General features: G+C 62.5%; 20 protein-coding genes. 9 read left to right on the plus strand and 11 right to left on the minus strand.

Annotated features, from left to right (window positions below):
• Window positions 1-60: 60 nt before the first annotated feature.
• Window positions 61-2,016 (minus strand): methyl-accepting chemotaxis protein, encoded by a 1,956-nt coding sequence (locus tag ACWHXT_RS02175; RefSeq protein WP_447957064.1) that lies wholly within the window; start codon window positions 2,014-2,016, stop codon window positions 61-63.
• A gap of 427 nt (window positions 2,017-2,443) precedes the next feature.
• Here ACWHXT_RS02175 and ACWHXT_RS02180 point away from each other — a divergent pair, with 427 nt between their 5' ends.
• A complete protein-coding gene (locus ACWHXT_RS02180) occupies window positions 2,444-3,358 on the plus strand; it encodes a hypothetical protein (protein WP_447957065.1) in 915 nt (304 codons plus the stop codon).
• 7 nt (window positions 3,359-3,365) lie between these two features.
• On the opposite strand, the gene ACWHXT_RS02185 is transcribed toward ACWHXT_RS02180, so the two are convergent.
• From ACWHXT_RS02185 to ACWHXT_RS02210, 6 genes are all read right to left on the minus strand, one after another.
• Window positions 3,366-4,532 (minus strand): glutathionylspermidine synthase family protein, encoded by a 1,167-nt coding sequence (locus tag ACWHXT_RS02185; protein WP_447957066.1) that lies wholly within the window; start codon window positions 4,530-4,532, stop codon window positions 3,366-3,368.
• A gap of 7 nt (window positions 4,533-4,539) precedes the next feature.
• Window positions 4,540-5,151, minus strand: coding sequence for a DUF1190 domain-containing protein (locus ACWHXT_RS02190; RefSeq protein ID WP_447927891.1), 612 nt, complete (start codon window positions 5,149-5,151; stop codon window positions 4,540-4,542).
• 10 nt (window positions 5,152-5,161) lie between these two features.
• Entirely contained in the window at window positions 5,162-5,572 is a 411-nt protein-coding gene (locus ACWHXT_RS02195; protein ID WP_447527660.1) for a DUF350 domain-containing protein, read from the minus strand.
• A 62-nt stretch (window positions 5,573-5,634) separates the two neighbouring features.
• On the minus strand, window positions 5,635-6,360 hold the full coding sequence (locus ACWHXT_RS02200) for a DUF2491 family protein (protein ID WP_447927892.1): 726 nt from the start codon (window positions 6,358-6,360) through the stop codon (window positions 5,635-5,637).
• Window positions 6,361-6,432: 72 nt separating this feature from the next.
• Window positions 6,433-7,131 (minus strand): PspA/IM30 family protein, encoded by a 699-nt coding sequence (locus ACWHXT_RS02205; protein WP_447957067.1) that lies wholly within the window; start codon window positions 7,129-7,131, stop codon window positions 6,433-6,435.
• A gap of 15 nt (window positions 7,132-7,146) precedes the next feature.
• Window positions 7,147-7,608, minus strand: coding sequence for a DUF2170 family protein (locus ACWHXT_RS02210; RefSeq protein WP_447957068.1), 462 nt, complete (start codon window positions 7,606-7,608; stop codon window positions 7,147-7,149).
• Between the two features lie 178 nt (window positions 7,609-7,786).
• Between ACWHXT_RS02210 and ACWHXT_RS02215 the strand changes: the two genes are divergently transcribed.
• The 4 genes from ACWHXT_RS02215 to ACWHXT_RS02230 all read left to right on the plus strand — a co-directional run bounded on the left by ACWHXT_RS02215 (window position 7,787) and on the right by ACWHXT_RS02230 (window position 10,855).
• Entirely contained in the window at window positions 7,787-8,407 is a 621-nt protein-coding gene (locus ACWHXT_RS02215) for a cyclodeaminase/cyclohydrolase family protein (protein WP_447957069.1), read from the plus strand.
• 86 nt (window positions 8,408-8,493) lie between these two features.
• A complete protein-coding gene (locus tag ACWHXT_RS02220; RefSeq protein WP_447957070.1) occupies window positions 8,494-9,465 on the plus strand; it encodes a GlxA family transcriptional regulator in 972 nt (323 codons plus the stop codon).
• Window positions 9,466-9,483: 18 nt separating this feature from the next.
• Window positions 9,484-10,632, plus strand: a complete 1,149-nt coding sequence (locus ACWHXT_RS02225; RefSeq protein WP_447957071.1) for an MFS transporter — start codon at window positions 9,484-9,486, stop codon at window positions 10,630-10,632.
• Between the two features lie 34 nt (window positions 10,633-10,666).
• Entirely contained in the window at window positions 10,667-10,855 is a 189-nt protein-coding gene (locus ACWHXT_RS02230) for a DUF1289 domain-containing protein (RefSeq protein WP_447957072.1), read from the plus strand.
• Here the strand turns inward: ACWHXT_RS02230 and ACWHXT_RS02235 are convergent.
• Genes ACWHXT_RS02235 through ACWHXT_RS02245 form a run of 3 tightly spaced genes read right to left on the minus strand, consistent with a single transcriptional unit; the run spans window position 10,852 to window position 14,566 of the window.
• Window positions 10,852-11,895, minus strand: coding sequence for an ABC transporter ATP-binding protein (locus tag ACWHXT_RS02235; RefSeq protein ID WP_447957073.1), 1,044 nt, complete (start codon window positions 11,893-11,895; stop codon window positions 10,852-10,854). The genes ACWHXT_RS02230 and ACWHXT_RS02235 overlap by 4 nt on opposite strands.
• Window positions 11,883-13,589, minus strand: a complete 1,707-nt coding sequence (locus ACWHXT_RS02240) for an ABC transporter permease (RefSeq protein WP_447957074.1) — start codon at window positions 13,587-13,589, stop codon at window positions 11,883-11,885. Before ACWHXT_RS02240 ends, ACWHXT_RS02235 begins: the two co-directional genes overlap by 13 nt.
• Entirely contained in the window at window positions 13,589-14,566 is a 978-nt protein-coding gene (locus ACWHXT_RS02245; RefSeq protein WP_447957075.1) for an ABC transporter substrate-binding protein, read from the minus strand. Before ACWHXT_RS02245 ends, ACWHXT_RS02240 begins: the two co-directional genes overlap by 1 nt.
• 192 nt (window positions 14,567-14,758) lie before the next feature.
• Here ACWHXT_RS02245 and ACWHXT_RS02250 point away from each other — a divergent pair, with 192 nt between their 5' ends.
• From ACWHXT_RS02250 to ACWHXT_RS02265, 4 genes are read left to right on the plus strand one after another with little or no spacing between them, the layout of a single operon-like run.
• Window positions 14,759-15,625 (plus strand): putative selenate ABC transporter substrate-binding protein, encoded by an 867-nt coding sequence (locus tag ACWHXT_RS02250; RefSeq protein WP_447957076.1) that lies wholly within the window; start codon window positions 14,759-14,761, stop codon window positions 15,623-15,625.
• A gap of 2 nt (window positions 15,626-15,627) precedes the next feature.
• A complete protein-coding gene (locus tag ACWHXT_RS02255; RefSeq protein WP_447957077.1) occupies window positions 15,628-16,281 on the plus strand; it encodes an ATP-binding cassette domain-containing protein in 654 nt (217 codons plus the stop codon).
• Window positions 16,281-17,756, plus strand: coding sequence for a PhnE/PtxC family ABC transporter permease (locus ACWHXT_RS02260; RefSeq protein ID WP_447927903.1), 1,476 nt, complete (start codon window positions 16,281-16,283; stop codon window positions 17,754-17,756). Before ACWHXT_RS02255 ends, ACWHXT_RS02260 begins: the two co-directional genes overlap by 1 nt.
• A 27-nt stretch (window positions 17,757-17,783) precedes the next feature.
• Entirely contained in the window at window positions 17,784-18,329 is a 546-nt protein-coding gene (locus tag ACWHXT_RS02265; protein WP_447895073.1) for a YgjV family protein, read from the plus strand.
• On the opposite strand, the gene ACWHXT_RS02270 is transcribed toward ACWHXT_RS02265, so the two are convergent.
• Complete coding sequence (locus tag ACWHXT_RS02270) at window positions 18,330-18,614, minus strand: YrhK family protein (RefSeq protein ID WP_447927905.1); 285 nt, start codon at window positions 18,612-18,614, stop codon at window positions 18,330-18,332.
• Window positions 18,615-18,619: the final 5 nt, after the last annotated feature.

The raw sequence follows: 18,619 nt of genomic DNA on the forward strand, positions 1-18,619 counted from the left end.
GCGCCCTGGCGGGTCGGCAGGGGGGCACTAACCGTCTTGTAACCGGGCAGGTGTTCTGGTTTAGCGGGTGTCATCGGGCGCCACGGGAAGCGTGAATTCCTGGACCAGCTCGTTGAGCTCGGCGGACATCTTGATCATCTCCTGGCTGATATCGGTAATATGGCGCACCGACTGCGCGTTGCGGGCGCCGGCCTGGTCGATATCGCGAAGCGCGCTGACTACCTGGCCGCTGGCGGTTTTTTGCTGCTGCGTAGAGAGCGATATTTGTTGGGCCGCGCTGCTGGTCTGGCGGGCGGCCATCAATACGGCCTCCAGATCCTCGGCGGTGGTAAAGCTCACCTCGACCCCTTTCTCGATCGAGCCCGCGCCTTTTTCCGAGGCCACGACCAGCCGACTAATCGAGCGCTGAATATCCTCGGTATGCTCTTCGATCTCCTGGGTGGAGTCGGTCACGCTGTCGGCCAAGCGGCGAATCTCGCTGGCCACGACCGAAAAACGCCGCCCGGACTCCCCGGCGCTCGAGGCCTCGAGCGCGGCGTTGAAGGCGATCAGCTTGGTTTGAGCGGCCAGACCGTTGATGAGCACCATCACCTTATTGATCTGTTTGGACTTGGTGCCCAGCGCGACGATCTCGGCAAGGCTTTGCTCGCTGTCGCGACGAATATCCTGCATTTGCGACTGCAGGTGCGCCATGGCGTCGGAGCCCTTGCGGCTGCGCTCCAGGGTCTGGTTGGCCACCTCCACCACCGACTGGGAGTGATCGGCAATTTGCGTCGACGAGGCAGAGAACTCCTCCATGGTGGCGGTGATTTCGGCCACCGACGAGGCCATTTCCTCGACCGCTGCGGCCATGGTTTGGTCGGCTTCCAGCCCCGGGCCGCTTGGTTTCGCGCCGGAGAGCCCCGCGGTATGCGCCAGCCGATCCGCCACGCTATCGAGCGCCAGCGCATTGTGGGAGACGGCGGTCATGGCCCGCGCCAGGCGCGCCAGTAGTTCATTGGTTTGCTTGGCCAAATCGCCAAGCTCGGCCCGGTCATCCGTGGTGACCCGGCGGGTCAGGTCGAGACTCAGCGTGATCTCCTTGAGCTGGCGCTGGAAGCGCTTCAACGGACGCAGCAGGCTAGCGGTCAGCGGGTAAAGCAGTACCAGCCCCGCCAGCAAAATCAAAAACCCCCAGCCGGTGGAGCTCAAAAAGCGCTGCTTGGCAGCCAAGACGTACTCGTTTTTGGCGACCTCGATCACCAGGTAGCGCTGTAGCTCCGGCATCCAGCGGGTGGCGGTGAGATAAATGGCGTCACCGCGAGTGATTTCCTCGACCTGAATGCCGCTACGCTTGCGCGCCTCGCCTGACAGGGCTGGACCAGGCCTTGGTAATCGGGTGCTTTCGCTGTCGATCATCCGCTCGCCTTCGGCGTTCAAAAGCGCTGCCCGGCCGGTCTCCCCCAGTGAAAAGCCTTCGATGAGCCGAGACATCTGCGCCAGGTTGAGCCCCGCGCCCGCCACGATGAGCGGGCGACCGTTAGGCGCCGACGCCTGGCTTCGAACGTTCAAGAAAACGAAGGCATCGCTTGGCGTGAACGTGTCGGCGTCCAGGTTGAGGTTATAAGGTGCTTCGCTACCGATGAACTCGAAGTACCAGCGGTCGCCGCTGGCTGGGTCTTGAAGCGGGCGCTGTAAAAGCTCGCCGTCGCGGTACTGAAAGTAGTAAGCCCCGGCCGGGGACTGAACGGCCAAAAAGGACAGGTCCGTATCCAGCTGGGCGTTGGTACGTGAAAGGTAGCCGGCAACATCGGGTCGCCCGGTTTCCGGCAGGCCGTCCAGCACCCACTGCTCGAGCATGAAGCTATTCGCCAGGCTTTCCGATATCGCAAGCGACGGGCTCAAGCGCAGCAGCAAGTGCGTGGCGAGCCCTTCTACCTGCTGGGGCAACTCTTCGTTGATCAGCCGTTCGAGGCGCGCCAGGCCTTGGGCCCGCGCCTGCAAATAAAGTGCTAGCAGCAGGGTGAGTGCCAGCACCGCTCCAAACGAGAGGAATAGTCTTAAACCAAGGGATAAGGACTTCCAACGCGCCGTTATCAACACTGATGCTCCAGAGAAACCGGTAAGAATGATAGCAAGCGCTACGTATGATTAGGCCCATCATACGGGCAACGCGCTTGCAGGTTATAGCCCGTTTCTAGTTTATCGGCTAAAGGAGGGTGCGGCTGAAACGGCGCCATTTCGTCTGTACCGCGTATTGGCATAACATTGGTTAATATTGTACAGAGGTATCTTTGCCTTTATTGGAAATGAGCTTTTCATTTCATGTTTTTTTGATAAATATCAGAATTTGAAGCATTTTTAAGAATTTTCGGCGGATTCGCTAAGTGTAATTATTTTGACAAGAGTGATACATCAAAGTAATTTACCGTATCAGATCGACATACTTGCAGAGGATGCTGTCATGTTGTCACTCTCTTTTGAAACGACCTCGAGCGTTCTTCGCGCGGTGACGGCTCAGTACTATCGGGTGAAGCATACGGATATGCTGCCCAGTGCGGGCACCCCCGAACGCGCCGGGTTGATGCATGCGCTCGAGCACTTTTTCGGCACGCGCACGCTTTCACTGCCCGCGTCTTCGATCACCTTGAGCGAATGGGCAAACGCCTTGAGCCATGCCGAGATCGACTATCTCAATCTTTTCGACACGACCTCCGGGGCGTTTTGTAACCGCCTGCAGCGCCCTTACCGCCATTCGAGTACGGCACTTGTACAGGAAGCCGAAGGGTTGAAAGCGTTTTTGGATCTTCCGACAGGCGGCGGGCGCACGCTGATTAGCTGGCTTTCGCTACAAACCGTTTCGGGCTTCATGCTCGGCGCGCTGCTGCCCCAACAGGCCAACTGGAAGGCGCGTTCGCTTTTCGAAAGCGCCGCGGCGCTTTGGGAACTCAACGCCGGCGATGTCATTGCCACCGACAGGGCGCGCTGGCGTCAGCTGGTCCAGCGTTTGCCAACGCTTCCCGAGGGCATCACGGCCCTGGCCACCACGCCGCTGGACGCCGACACCCACCGTGCGCTGAAAGAAAAAGGCGTTGCCCATATCGTGGAGCTCTATAGCGAGCCCGCGCTGGGCGTTATTGCTGCCCGCCGCGCGCAGCAGGCGCCGTTCGAGCTTTTAGCGCACTGGCACCCCACGGAAAGCGACGACTATCTTTTGCGTTTCTCAAAAGGCAGCGCACTCGAGGAAGTCGAGCTGGGTGGGCCTGTCTCTTGGGTTGGCCCGCGCGGTTTCGTACTGCCGGAGGCTGAATGCGATGCGCCCGCCCTGGCGAGCCGCGCACGAAGCGAGCACTCACTGCAAAGCGCAAGCGCCGCCTAAAAGCGGCTTAAACGATGGCGTGGGGTACAAAACAGGAGGAATCCTTGGTAATGCGCCCCACATCCTCGCGGATGCCCATTCCGCAGGCACGATCACCGATGACCCAGCTCCCCACCAGGGCGTGATACTGCCCAAAGCGCGGCATCGGGTGGTACGCCTGGCGAATCCAGGGGCTATCCACGTAGGGCCCGCTGACCTCTTCAAACTCGCCTTTATCGGTCATCATCGCGACGTTGCTACCCTCGCGGGAGAAAAACGGCTTGCGCACCCAGCCCGGCGCCAGCGGCGACTCGCCCGGCTTTTCGAAGTAGGCGGGCAACAGGTTGGGGTGGTCCCGATACTCTTCCCATAAAAGCGGCAAAATCCCCTTGTTGGAGAGCACCGCCTTCCAGGGCGGTTCGAACCAGTGGGTCGCAAGCTTAGGGATCATCTTGCCGAAGTCTTCAAGCGCCAGCTCTTCCCAGGGGTAGAGCTTGAACAGAGCGCCGATCGGCGCATCGTCCATATCCAAAAAGTAGTCGCCGCCGGGCTGGTAGCCGATATCCTCGGTATGGATGAACGGCGCCTTGAGCCCTGCCTGCACGGCGATATCCTGTAGATAGTGAACCGTGGCGCGCTCCTCGATGTTGTCCTTGATACACGAGAAGTAGAGGGTGGCGTCGTCGAGGCGCTGGCCGATATGGGCAAGGGCGCCCATTAAACGCTCGTGCACCGAGTTGAACTGGTCGGCCTGGCGGGGAATGAGCCCTTGTTGAATCGCCTGCTCGAGCCACACCCACTGAAAAAGCCCGGTCTCGTAGAGCGAGGTCGGCGTATCGTAGTTGAGCTCCAAAAGCTTCGCCGGGCCTACACCTGAGTAGGCAAAGTCCATGCGTCCGTAGAGATGCGGCTGCCCGGCGCGCCAGGACTCAAAAATGGTGTCCCACATGAACTCGGGAATGGCCAGGCGCTGCATCAGGGCATTGGAGTGGCAGACCTTGTCCACCAGCGCCATGCACATCTCGTGAAGCTCCTCGGTGGGCGCTTCGATGTCGCGTTCCACCTGCTCCAGGGTGAACTGGTAGTAGGCGCTCTCTTTCCAGTAGGGCTCGCCGTCGATGGTATGAAAATGAAACCCCAGCTCATCGGCCAGGGTTTTCCACTGGGGGCGTTCGGCAATATCGACTCTCAACATGACGGTTTTAAGAGCCCCAGCCGCCGCGCGCCGAGGAGCGCGAGCCAAAGCCGCTGCGCTGGGTCGCCTGGCGGTTCTGCGTGGCGCTGGTGCGCATGGTTTGCTGGCGCTGATTGACGCGTTGGCTTGCCTGGTTGGTCGCCGTGTTCCAGTTGCCCTGGTTTTGCCGGTTACGATAAACCGGCTCCTGGTAAAGGCCCCGGTTGGTGGCGCCGCGGCTGGTACGCGACATCATGTTACCGACCATATAGCCCATCATGGCGGGCATGAACCAGCCGCCACCGCTACCGCCGGTGGCGGCCTGGGCCTGCTCTTCGGTCGGCGCGACGCAGGCGCCTTCGCCGTGTTCGGCTTCGCAGGCCTCGATGGATTCAAAGCGCGGTACTTCTTCGAGCGAGGCCTCGTAAGACTCCTCGCAAGCACTTTGGGTATAGACGTTCGCCGCGACGCACTCGTCGACGCTTTGGTAGCTGCGGGGGCTATCGAAGCTCACGTCGGTGACTTCCTCGGACTGGCCGCAGCCGGTGAGCGTAAAGGCGCCGGCGCCCATCAACGCAAGCGAAAGACGCAGGCTGCGCTTGCGCTGAGGGAGGTGGGACGTTCGATCCTGTTGGGTCATGAGAAGCTCCTTACCACGTCATCGAGGCGGCGTTGAGTAAACCGACCGCAATACAAATACTGCCAACGAGAATGCCGTAGGCCATGTGGCCTTCGCTGATATGCGTCGAAAGGCTTTCACCCTGGTTTTTGAGCACCACTTTCAGCCCGAAGAAGGTGGCCAGCTGCACGCCGAAGGCGATCACGCCCCACAGCAGAAAATCGATAAAGCTGATCGAGTTCGCCATGGCGCTGTAAAGCGGCAGGGTGAAACCCAAAATGGAGCCAGCGTAGGCCGTAGAGGCCGCCGCGTTGCCCTGGCGGATTAACTGCCACTCCTTATGCGGGGTAATCCGGCTATAGCAGTACATGAAGGCGCCCAGCAAAATCAGCGCGCCGATCAAATAGCCTAAAAAGTGGGGCAAGCCCTGCAAATAATTCATGGTCGAGTCTTCCTTGTGAGCGAGTGGATCCTGGCCTTTGGATTAGAGTAAAGGCTTGGCGGTCAAATAGCATCAATATCTATCGAGGCTACGTCAACGCCCAGGTTTTCCACCAGCATGAAGCTGCCTTCTTCGTCGTTTTCGGCACTCATAAGCACGTACTCCATGCGCTCGGAGCCCTCGATCGGGCGCTCGAACAGCATCGCGTGATGTACGACCTGGCGGGTCACCACGCTCTCGATGGTCATCACCTGCTCTTCGAACTGCACCGGCGGGGACCACTCGCTTGTGGGGTCGCCCCAGAGGCGCTCGAAGCGGCGCTCGGTCTGGTCGCCGGTCGACTCGATCGTCAGCTGTTTGGCACTCAGGGGGCTTGCTGCCTTGTCCTCCGGGTTCAAAAGCGCGTCGAACTCCGCCTCGGAAAGGTGGCTCACGCGGTAAAAGTCGAACAGCTTGTACTCGACGACGCGCTGGTTCTCGACGTTGGCCTGAAGCCAGGTATCGTTTTCCAGATAAAAACGCACCAGATGCGCCCCCTGGCCAAGCTCGATATGGCCCACGGCGGCGATGTGGTAGTCCTGGTCGCTGTCCCAGCCAAAGAGCGTATCCGGGAACGCGCCCAGCTCGTTGAGATCCAGGCGCACCCGGCCGTCCAGGCGAAGGCCCGCGAAGTCGTCGGAGGACATGCCGATCGGCAGGCCCGCGCTGAACGCAGCCTGGGACGAACCGGACGGATTCTCGCCGTCCTCGCTTTTGCCACCCAACAGCGCTTTCAGGGTTTTAAGCATTTACCTCTCCTGACCAGGGACCGACGGCAAGCCCTCGGTCCTGAACGTGTACGCGGCGGTGCGTTTTGATTACTACGTTTGTTGGCTGGCGTCTTTTTTGGCCTTGATGCGGGCCAGCACGTCGTCGGCCTTGCGCTCGTTGGCGCCGATACCGGCGGCTTTCAGGCGGGTATCGAGGGAGGCGCCGCTCTCTTCGTTGGAGAGCTGCTCGGCGGCTTTCATCTGCGCGGAGTCCAGCGCCTGGCGCTCGCGAATTCGCTCCAGGGACTCCATGGCGCTGCCCATGGCGCTATTTTGCCCGGAATGGCGCGCCGCCACGGCGGACTGGGCGCGCTGGGCGGACTCGGTCGCCTTGACCACGCTGACCTGCTGCTTGAGCTGGCGCAGCTGGTTTTCGGTGTTACGGATCGTGCCGCGCAGGCTCTCGATGCTCGTATCGAACTCGCCCACGATGTGCTGCTCGGCGTCCAGAGCGTCCTGTAGCGCCACGATACGCTCGGCGACTTCGGTGGCGAGCTCCTCTTCGCCTTTATCGAGGGCCGCCGCGGCGCTTTGCTCGAGCTCACCGATCTTGTTTTCGAGGGTGGCGACCTTGTCACTGTTGATCTGGCGCTGGCCCATCAACCTGGCAAGCTCGGTTTTGGAGTCTTTCAGGTGTTGTTCGGAGTCGCGAATTTCCTGGTCCAGAATGCGTAGCGCCTGGGAATCGACCACCGCCTGGCCGGTTTCGTGGGCCTTGCCGCGAAGGGCCGTCATGATCTTGTTCAGCATGGGAACTCCTTGGGTTTAACGTACCGGATTGGAAAAATGTAGCTGGATGAGCTTGGCCACTTCCATCGCCGCGCTCGCCGTGGCGTGAAGCTCGGCGCAGATCGAGGCGAGCCTCGAGTCACCGAACAGCTGGCCATAGGCCACGTAGTAATCGTGCCCATCGATCTCGACGATACCGACGGAGGCCAGCGGCAGCGCCAGGCCCTGGCGCAGCAGCTCTTCGTTGAGCGCGGTGTTATCGCTTACGCTGGCAACGGGGGTGATCGGCGTCATCGCCAGCCACTCGTCGTCGTTTTTGGAAAGCGTCAGCGTCAGGTTGCCGTAGTCGAAAAGCGTCCAGATCAGCGTCTGGTTGGTATCATCGAGCTGTACATCGGCGCGGGGCCACTCGAGCTCGCCTTCCTGATCAAAGGTGGCTATTACGCGCTCATAAAGCTCGGCAGCGGTGGCGGCGGGGGTATCGCTAAACGTCGTCAAGAGTGAGACTCCTTGTAAAAAAGCGTCCATGGAAACGTATTAAACGGTGTCAACATTAAAGATACTACCTGAACGCTTCTCCACATGCTGGGCAAATGAAGTAACCTTAAAAAGTCCACTCAATAAGACCCGATACCCTCGCGGGAGTTCGCCGCGCGGGTCGCCTCGAGGAATTTTCATGACCCATGACGCAGAACACGCCGGGCTCTGGTCAAAACGCCTGACGGACTTTAGCGACGGCCTGGCCCACGCGCCCATGCCTGGCTGTGGCGCGGCGGCTGGCGTGACGGCGGATTTTGGCCTGGCGCTGATGCTTAAGGGCCTGCACCTGGGCCAAAAGCACCAGCCAAGTTCTGCGCGCGCCGCGCTGATCGAACAAGGCGAGGCGCTCAAGCGGGCGCTTGCGCCGCTGGCCGACGAAGATGTGGCCGCGTTCGAGGCGATGATGGCGGCGCTGCAAAAACCCAAGGACACCGACGACGAGCAGCGCGCCCGGAAGAAGGCCATTCATAAGGCCGCTAGCCGCGCCGTCGAGGTGCCGCTGGAAACCGCCCGGCGCTGCGTCGAGGCGCTGGCGCTTGGCCAAAAGATCACAGCGCATATCGAGGCGCAGTTTGAAAGCGACGCCACCGCCGGGGCGCACCTGCTCAGCGCGGCCGTTCAAAGCGTACTGCTCAACGTCGACGCCAACATTGACGCGCTGGGAAGCGAGGAGGAGAAGCGCCGTGTGCAGCAGGAAGTCGATGCGTTAAAAAACCGTCTCGCTGACGCGCGCCAGGCCCTTTCGCTCGCGCCGTGATGTCCTTATCGGTGGGGTAATGGTCCTTGCCGACATAACCCGCGCGGCGGACACTCTTCAGACTAATCACCTGGAGAGAACCCGCGATGCGTCATATCGCCTTGTTGGCCTACCCGGACTGCCAACTGCTGGATGTCACCGGCCCGTGGCAGGTGTTTGCCAGCGCCAATGAATTAAGTCCTGCACCGCTTTACCGCCTGACGCTGGTGGCGGATGCGCCCGGCCCGGTTATGACCAACGGCGGTTTAGCGCTGAACGCCCAGTACGCGTACCACGCTTTGAGCGTGCTTTTACCGCTGGATACGCTGCTCGTTGCTGGCGGCAGCGGCGTGCTTCAGGCGCGCCAGGACCCGCAAGTGCTTGCCCTATTGCGTCAGCTGGCGCCCGAGCTCACCCGGTTGGGCTCGATCTGCTCGGGGGCGTTTTTGCTCGCCGCCGCCGGGCTTTTGGATGGCCGGCGCGTGACCACCCACTGGCGCCACGCACGCCAGCTCGCGAAGGAGTACCCGGCGCTTTGCGTCGAGCCCGACGCGCTTTATCTGGAAAGTGGCGGGCGCTATACCAGTGCGGGTGTGACGGCCGGGATCGACCTGGCGCTCTCGCTGGTCGAGGCGGACCACGGTGCGGCACTTGCTGGGCGCGTGGCCCGCGAGCTGGTCGTGTTTTTGCATCGTCCCGGCGGGCAGTCGCAGTTCAGTGAAATCCAGCGCTACCAGGAGCGTGCCGGGCCGCTCAAACGCCTGCTCGATCACCTGCATGCCGACCCCGGCGCCGCGCACAGCCTGGAAAGCATGGCCGCACACATGGCGGTATCGCCGCGTCACCTTACGCGGCTGTTCAAGCGCTATTTGGACACCGCGCCGCACACCTACCTGACCCAGCTTCGCCTCGAGCAGGCGCGCATAGCACTGATTGACGATGTCCAGCCTGTGGCGCTCGAGCGCTTGGCCGCGCGTTGGCGCCTGGGCAGTGCCGAGCAATTGCGCCGCCAGTTTCAGCGCTACTACGGCGTTTCGCCCTCCGTTTACCGCCAGCGGTTTCAGAGCGCCCGCGCTTAACCATTAAGGGAATCAACTATGCCGTTAACGGTGTCACTACTTTCGCTGTGTCAGGCGCTGCTGGTTAGCGGTAATATCCTGCTTATTGCCGTTTCACCCTTGATTGGCGCCTCCTTGGCGCCGAGCGCTAATTGGGCCACTGCACCGGTGGCAAGCCAGTGGCTTGGGCTGATGTGCGCGACCATTCCTGCTTCGCTCATAATGGGCAAGCTAGGGCGCAAGCGCGGCTTCGTTTTGGGCAATGTCATTGGACTTGCTGGCACAGCCGTGGCGGGGCAGGCGCTGATGCACCAACACTTTGCGCTGTTTATGTTGGCGACCTGGTTAATTGGTATCGGCATCGGCTTTGGCCAGCTCTACCGCTTTGCCGCGATCGAAGCCGCACCCGCTCACCAGCGCGACCGGGCGCTTGGGCTGGTCATGGGCGGCGGTGTGCTGGCGGCGTTTGTAGGCCCTTGGCTTGCCAGGGTGAGCCGAGAGCTTGGCGAGGTGCCCTTTTTGGGAAGTTTTATCGGTTTGGGGGCACTTTACGCCATCGCGCTGCTGGTGCTTTGCGTGACGCGCCTGCCGCCGGCCGAAAAGCGCCATGCAGAGGGTGCGGTGCGCCCGCTCAAAACGCTTTTACGCCAGCCGCTGTTCATTCTGGCGGTGGGCTCGGCCATGGTGGGTTACGGGGTGATGAATATTTCCATGACCGCCACGCCTATCGCGATGGCCCACGCCGGTCACTCTTTCGATCACGTTTCGAGCACGATTCAGTGGCACGTAGTGGCGATGTTCGCACCGTCGTTCTTTACCGGGCCGCTGACCGCGCGTTTTGGCGCCCGTGCGATGATCGTGGCGGGCTGCGTGCTGTTGGCCGCGAGTTCTGTGTCGGCGCAGTGGGGTCTCGGGTTCGGCGACTTCAACCTGGCGTTGATTTTGCTGGGTCTTGGCTGGAACTTTACCTTCCTGCCGGCCACGGGGCTGGTGAGCCAGGCGCACCGCCCGGCAGAGAAAGCGCGGGTGCAAGCGGCCAACGAGTTTCTGGTGTTTGGGTGCGTCGCGCTCTCGGCGCTTATGGCGGGGCCGTTGGTGAGTACGCTCGGCTGGGCGGCGCTCAACGCGCTGCTGCTGCCGGTGGCGCTGGTGCCCATCGCCTTGCTGGCGTGGCAGCGCTACCGGTAGGATCGCTTTTTTATGATTGAGGTCCGCGTCACTGATGGTTCAGAAGATCGAAAGCCCCTGTATCGCCGTGTGCAAGCTTCAGGGTGAGCTCTGTATTGGCTGCGGGCGCAGTATGGACGAGATCCGTACGTGGTCCGCCATGAAGCGCCCGGAGAAGATGGCCACCCTCGAGCGCGCCGAGCAGCGGCGCAAGAAGCTGGCCCGTCCCCGCGATGAGCGCTAATCCCTTTCCAGACACCACCCCTGGGTCAGCGTGAGCGCCACCTGCTGACCGGGGGCGAGCGCGTGCGGGTGATAGGCCATGAGCGTGCTGTCATCCGCAAGACGCAGGTGCAGCTCGAAGCGCTCGCCGCGAAAGCTCTGGTGCTCGACCCGAGCGGTCAGATCCGAGGCGGTGGGGCCTTCGGGGGTGATGCGAACGTGCTCCGGGCGCACCAGCACCGGCTGGGTGCGCGCCTCGGGCGAAGCGGCCAGGCCCTGCATCAACGTGGCTTCATCCAGGCGCTGGCCCGGGGCACCGGCGGCGACGGCCAATTCGCTGCCCTGACCGATGAAGCCCGCGACCCACTGGCTTTTAGGCTCGCGGTAGAGCGTCTCCGGCGTGGCCCATTGAACGAGCTTACCGTCGCGCATCACCGCGATGCGATCCGCCAGCGCCATCGCCTCGCTCTGGTCGTGGGTGACGTACACCAGGGTGGCCTCGGTGCGGCGGTGAAATGTGGCAAAGCTCTGCTCCATGGCGGCGCGCAGGTGGCGATCCAGGTTGGCCAGCGGCTCGTCGAGCAGTACCACCGCCGGGTCGGTCACCAGGCAGCGCGCCAGGGCCACGCGCTGGCGCTGGCCGCCGCTCAATTCCTGGGGCGTGCGGGTGGCGTAATCCTCGAGCGACACCAACGCCAGGGCCTGCTCGACCCGGCGGCGGTACGCGTCGCCGCGCACCTTTTTGAGCTTCAAGGGATAGCCGACGTTGTCCGCCACACTCATGTGCGGCCATAGCGCGTAGGATTGAAACACCATCGCCATCTGACGCTGCTCCGGCGGCACGTGATGGCGCGGGCTTGCCAGCAGCGTGTCGTTCAGGCGGATTTCACCGCGCGTGAGCTGCTCGAAGCCTGCCAGCATCCGCAGCATGGTGGTCTTGCCGCAGCCGCTGGGGCCGAGCAGCGCCACGAATTCGCCGGGTTCCACGGCCAGCGACAGTTCGTCCACGGCGGCGTGCGCGTCAAAATACTTGCTGACGCCTTCAATGCTCAGCTTTGCCACGGTACGACTCCTTTGGGCAGGCGCGGGGTCAGCAGGCTCAGCGAGAGCATCAGCGTGGCGACCATACCCACCACCAGCACCGATACCGCCGAGGCCAGCACGCTCTCGCCGCCTTCATCCAGGTTGAAAATCAGCACGCCCAGGGTTTCATTACCCGCGCTCCATAAAAGCGCCGAGACGGTGAGTTCGTTGACCGCCAGCAAAAATACCAACAGCCCCCCGGCAAACAGCGCCGGCGCCACCAGCGGCAAAATGATCGTACCAAGCCGCCGCCAGGGGCCGGCGCCGGCCAGTTGGGCGGCTTCTTCAAGCGAGGGGTCGAGCTGGGCCAGGCTTGCCGCCACCGGCTTCAAACACACCACCAGAAAGCGCGCGAGATAGGCGATGAAAATCAGCCCCAGCGTGCCGTAGAGCGCCACGTTCACCACGGGAATCGGGCGCACGAACAGCAGAATACAGGCGATGGCGAGTACCACGCCGGGCAGCGCGTAGGGCAGCTCCACTGCGCTCAGGGTCAGGTTTTGAAGCCTTGGCGGCAGGCGCTGCAGCCGGTAGGCCAGCGGCAGGCTCACCGCCATCAATACCAGCGCGGCGCCGCCGGCGAGCCACAAACTGTTGCTCACCGCCCGCCAGGTCACCCCCTGGCGGCTGAGAATTTCCACGTAGGCGCCAAGGGTCAAGGTGGTCGCATTCAGCGCAACGCCCAGGGCGGGCACCAGGGAGCTGACCACGAGGGCTGCCAGCGGGGCGACGAGAATCACCAGCAGGACTGCGACGAGGAGCGTGGTGACGAGCGCGCGGTAGCGGCCCAGCGCGAAGTCGTGGGCGCGGCCGCTATGGCCGGTCAGCCCAAAACGGCTACGGCCCATGAAGTGCTGCTGAAGCGCCACCCCCGCCAGCGCCACGATGCCGATCAACAGCGAAAGCGCCGCCATCTCGGAAAGCACGCCGGTGCCGAAGCTCGCCATACGCTGATAGATCAACGTGGGCAGCACGTAGTAACCGGCGGGAATCCCCAGCATGGCAGGGATGCCGAAGTTGCCAAGACTCGAGATGAACGCTATGGCGGCCCCGGCGACCAGCCCACTGCGAGTGACCGGTAGCACGATATGCCCCCACACCTGGGACTGGCGCGCGCCGCTGATGCGGGCGGCCTCGACCAGCTCGCGGGGCAGCGACAAAAGTGAGGTACGCAGCGCCAAAAATACCAGCGGCGCGTTTTGAATACCCAGCAACAGCGCGATACCTTCGGCGGAGTAGAGCGGCTGGGGGCTGCCCAGGGGCGGGGCCATGCCGATACTCTTGAGCAGCGGGCTCGCCGGGCCAAAAAGCTGCAGCCAAGCAAGCGCCGTGACCTGGGGCGGGATCATCATGGGCAGCATGAAGCAAAACACCAGCGCCGCCTTGCCGCGAATATCGGTGAGCGTGATCACGAAGGCGAACAGGCTACCCAGCAACAGCGCGATGAGCATGCCAAACCCGGAGGTGTAGACGCTATGCCAAAGCGCGCGCCAGGTGGCGGCGCTTTGCACGACGCGCCAAAGCGGCGCCTCGCTGCCTTGCGTTAGATCCCCCAGCGCCTCGATGAGTAGCCGCACACTCGGCACCAGGCTCAGCAGTACCACGGCAAGCGTTAAAAGCGTTAGCAGCCCGCGCTCTTGGCTACCGGCGCGGGGGGCGAGTGTTCCCCGCATCAGCCGCCGAACAGCTCGCTAAAGCGCGCCTTCAACGCCTCTTCCTGTTCGAGGGCCTGGGCGGTATCCACGGGCATCAGCTCGATGGTATCGCGCGCCGGGAAGCCCTCGGGCGGGGCGATGTCCGCGCGGGCGGGCAGGTAGCCCTGGCGGCTGACCAGTTCCTGGCCCTCTTGCGAGAGTACGAAATCGACGAATTTTTGGGCGGCGTCGACGTTCTCGGCGCCTTCCATGATGGCGACCGGCTCGGTCACCGCGCTCACGCCTTCTTCAGGAAACACGAACTCGACCGGCGAGCCCTTGGCCGCTTCGCGAATCGGCAGAAAGTCCACCACGATGCCGTAGGCCTTGGTGCCCGCAGCGACTGCGTTGAACACGCCGCCGTTGCCGCTTTGCGCCTCGGCACGGTTGTCGCGAAGCGCTTCATAATACGTCTCACCCAGGTCGGGATGGTCGGTTACCGCTGCCATGTGAATCAGCGCCGCCCCGGAGTAAAGCGGGCTTGGCATGGTCACCAGGCCTTCGTATTCCGGGCGGGTCAAATCCTGAAAGCTGGTCGGCTGCTCCTCGGCCCCGGTGTTGTAAACGATACCGGTGGTGATCAGCTTGGTGCCGTAGTAGTAGCCTTCCGGATCAAAAAGCTCACTATCAAAAGCGTCGCGCTCGGGGCTCTCGTAGGCCTGTAGGTGGCCGTCGCGTTTCAAGGACTCCATGGTCATGCTGTCGGCAATCAGGAGCACATCCGGGTTGCTCACGCCGGCGGAAAGCTCCGAGCGAAGGCGCGTCATCAACCGCGTGGTGCCATCGCGTACCCACTCCACCTCAATGTCGGGATTTGCTTCCATGAAGGCGTCGACGGTTTGCTGGGCATCGCTTTGGGGCTGGCTGGTGTAGAGCGTCAGCGTGTCGTTGGCGGCGGCAAAACCAAAGGTCGCGCCGGAAAGGGCTACCGCCAGACAGAGAGAGCGCTTGAGCATGGGAGTCTCCAGTGAGTGGGCTCCATGACGTTAGGCGCTTTTGCTTACAAGCGTGTGACAGCACCATCAGGAAGCGTTTATATCCGGGGGAGGCGGCCCCGCGTGATTTATGACGAAGAGCTGTTATGCTCTAGTTAGCTTTGCTTCGGCGTGCTCAGCGCCGGTCTCCTATCACCCAAAAAGGATGTACTCATGTCTCGCCAACCGTTGCTGGCCCGTGCGGCCGTACTGTTAGCGCTTGCCTCGCCGCTGGCCGCCGCCGACACTTTGGTCTTCACCGCCATTCCCGATGAGGACGAAACGCGCTTGCAACAGCGCTTTCAGTCGGTCGCCGACTACCTTTCCGAGGCGCTCGATGTCGACGTGCGCTTCATTCCGGTCACGTCCTACGCCGCCTCGGTCACCGCGTTTCGCAACAACCAGGTGCAGTTGGCCTGGTTCGGCGGCTTCACCGGCGTGCAGGCCCGCGAGCTGGTGCCGGGCTCCCAGGCGATCGCCCAGGGCGTCGAGGACCCGGAGTACAAGAGCTACTTCATCGCCAACGCCTCGACCGGCATCGAGCCAGTGGAATCCGACACCGCGCCGGAAGCCCTCGAGGGGCTGACCTTCACCTTCGGCTCGCAAAGCTCGACCTCCGGGCGGCTGATGCCGGAGTATTTTTTGACCCGGGATTTGGGTGCCTCGCCGGATGAGCTCTTCTCCCGCGTGGGTTACAGCGGCAACCATAGCCGCACGGTATCGCTGGTACAGTCCGGCGCTTATCAGGCGGGTGTTTTGAGCTACACCGCCTGGGAGAACGAGGTGGAGCAGGGCAACGTCGACCCCGAGCAGGTGCAGATCGTTTGGGAGTCCCCCACCTACCCGGATTACCACTGGACCGTGCGCGGCGACGTGGACGAGCGCTTTGGCGAGGGCTTCACCGAGCGCCTCCAACAAGCGCTTCTGGACATGGACGACCCGGAACTGCTGGCGAGCTTCCCGCGCTCGGGCTTCATTCCCGCCTCCAACGAGGATTTCCAGCCGATTCATGACGTGGCCGTCTCGCTGGACCTGCTGTAAGAGTGAGCGATTTCGTTTTACAGGACGCCGAGGCGCATTATGGTGCCACTCGGGTGCTCGGGCCGCTGTCGATCAGCGTGGCAGAAGGCGAACACGTGGCGCTGGTGGGCAAGAGCGGGGCGGGCAAGTCCACGCTATTGTCGTTGATGTATGACCGCTGGCGGTCGCAGCCGGTGGCGCTGATGCCCCAGGCACTGGGCCTCGTTGATACGCTCTCGGTATTTCACAACGTCTATATGGGCCGGCTCGACCGCCACCGGTGGTGGCGCAATCTGGCCACCCTGGCCAACCCCTTCAAGCGTGACATCGACGAGATCGTTGCGCTGCTCGAGGAGGTCGGCATCAGTGAGAAGCGCTGGACGCCCTGCGGCGAGCTCTCCGGCGGGCAGCGCCAGCGGGTGGCGGCGGCGCGAGTGCTCTACCAGCAAGGGGCGCTCTTGCTCGCCGACGAGCCGGTCTCGGCGCTGGACGGCCCCCAGGCAGGCTCGGTCATGGGCAAACTGACCATGGGTTACCCGTGTTCGGTGCTCGCGATGCACGACCTGGAGCTGGCGCTGCGCTTTTGCACGCGCATCGTCGGGCTCAAAAACGGCGCCGTGGTGATCGATGCGCCCAGCGAGACACTCAGTAGCGCGTCGCTTCAGGATCTCTACTGATGCCGTTTCGGGCCACGACCCGCGTCACGCTGGGCTTTATTCTACTGGCACTTGCATGCCTTCTGCTGGGTGATTTCGAGATCAGCGCCCACGACCCCTGGCGCTCGCTTGGCCAGCTCTTTCTCGGATTGATCCAGCCGGATTTCACCGCCGTCGACTCGCTTGGCGAGGCGCTGTTGCGCACCGTGGCCTTTGCCTTCGTGGGCGTGGGGGTGGGCGCGCTTGCCGGTATGGGGCTGGCGCTTTTGTTCCACCACTGGTGGGTGCGCACCTTCAGCGCCTTCATTCGCGCCATCCACGAGCTGTTCTGGGCGCTGATCTTTCTACAAAGCTTTGGCCTGCACCCGATTACCGGGGTGCTGGCCATCGCTATCCCCTACGCGGGCATATTTGCCAAGGTGTACGCCGAAATACTCGACGAGACCGACCCGCTGCCGGGCGAGGTGCTGCCGCGCCGAACCGGGCGGCTCTCGAGACTCGTCTACGCCCGGGTAAGCCAGGCCTGGCCGCATCTGGTGAGCTATACGGCGTATCGGCTCGAGTGCGGGCTTCGCTCCAGCGCGGTGCTGGGGTTCGTGGGTATGCCGACCATCGGCTATCACCTGATGGCGGCCTTCGCCCAGGGCCACTACCCCACGGTCGGGGCGCTTTTGCTTACGTTTTACGTGCTGATCGGCACGCTCAGATGGTGGGTGCGCCCCCGGCTTTTGCCGGTTTACCTGCTGGCCGCGCCGTTTCTGCTGGGCACGGGGCTGCCCATCATGTGGTCGAACGTCACGCGGTTTTTTACCGAGGACATCGTGCCCGCGCCGCTTAGGCGCGGCGAAGGCCTAGGGGCGCTTTGGGAGTGGCTCAGTCAGCTCTTTGTGAACCAGGCGTTGCCGGGCATTTGGAATACGCTCTTGCTCACCCAGATCGCGCTGGTGGCGACCGGGGCGCTAGCGCTTTTGCTGTATCCGGTGATCTCGCGCCATTTCACGAACCGCCCGGGTGGCGCGGTGGGCCATGGGGTGCTGGTGGTGATGCGCTCGACGCCGGAGTACATGCTGGCATTCATTTTGCTCCAGCTCTGGGGGCCTTCCATGCTGCCCGCGGTGGTGGCGTTGGCGCTGCATAATGGCGGGATCATCGCGCACCTGATCGGGCGGCGCAGCAACGAGATAACGCTGCGGCAGGACGCGCCGCGAGGCATGGATCGCTACGCCTTCGAGATGGTGCCGCGCCTTTATGGCCCCTTTTTGGCGCTATTGTTCTACCGCTGGGAGATCATCCTGCGGGAAACGGCGATTCTGGGGATTCTGGGGATCGCCACGCTCGGCTTTTACGTGGACACAGCCATTCAGGAGATTCGTTTTGATCGCGCGATGGTGTTGATTTTGATCACCGCGCTGATCAACATCGGCGTCGACGTGCTGGCGCGCCGCCTGCGGGCCTACCTGCGCCTGCGCCACGGTATCAACCGCCAACAGTGCTGACCCCGCCTGCAGGCCTTGAGGAGTTACATGCTGGACAACGTGAACGTACTGGCCCTGGCGGGCCAGTTTTTTGGTTTGGTGGCGCTCGTGCTATGCGTGCTGGCGTTCGCCAATAAAGACGACGACAAGCTGATGGTGCTGCTCATCTCGGCCAACGTCGCCTTCATGCTGCAGTTTGGTTTTCTGGGCAGTTGGACCGCAGCGGCGCTAACGGCCATGGTGATCCTGCGTATTGCGCTTGCCCGGCGCTACCCGGGAAGCCTTGCGGTCATGGCCGGTGTGCTCGTTGCCAGCGCCGTGGCAGCGGCGCTGACCTGGCAAAGCTACGTGGATATTTTCGCCGTGGTGGCGATGTTGTTGGGCACGCTTGGCATGTTTTTGCTTCGGGGTGTAATGCTGCGGGTCTTTCTGGGGCTGGCGGCGTTTAGCTGGATGATGAACAACCTGCTGATCGGCTCGATTGGCGGCACGCTGGCGGAGGCGCTGGTGGTGATCACCAACTTCATCACCATCGCGCGTCTGATCAAGGCGAAGCGCCGCTACCCCAAAGCGTTCGACGAGATCGAGCCTTGATCAGGCGTCGTGATCGGTATCGGGGAGCTGCTTGAAGTAGATATAGCGATGCAGACGGATGGATGGGCGAATGAGCAGTTGAACGCTGCCGACCACGAAAAGCCAGACCCCCAGCGTTTGGATCACGCCTTCATAGAAAAAGCAGAAGCTGCCAATGACGAACCAGAGGCCGATCAAGAAGTCGTTGATGATACTCAGCGCCTCGTAGCGCTGGTGAATGACTAGTTCGCGCCGCCCGATCGTGAGTATCCAGTCCTGGTGGGTGGGGTCTTGTTGTTGACGCATCGTTT

The organism is Vreelandella halophytica, from assembly GCF_968193635.1.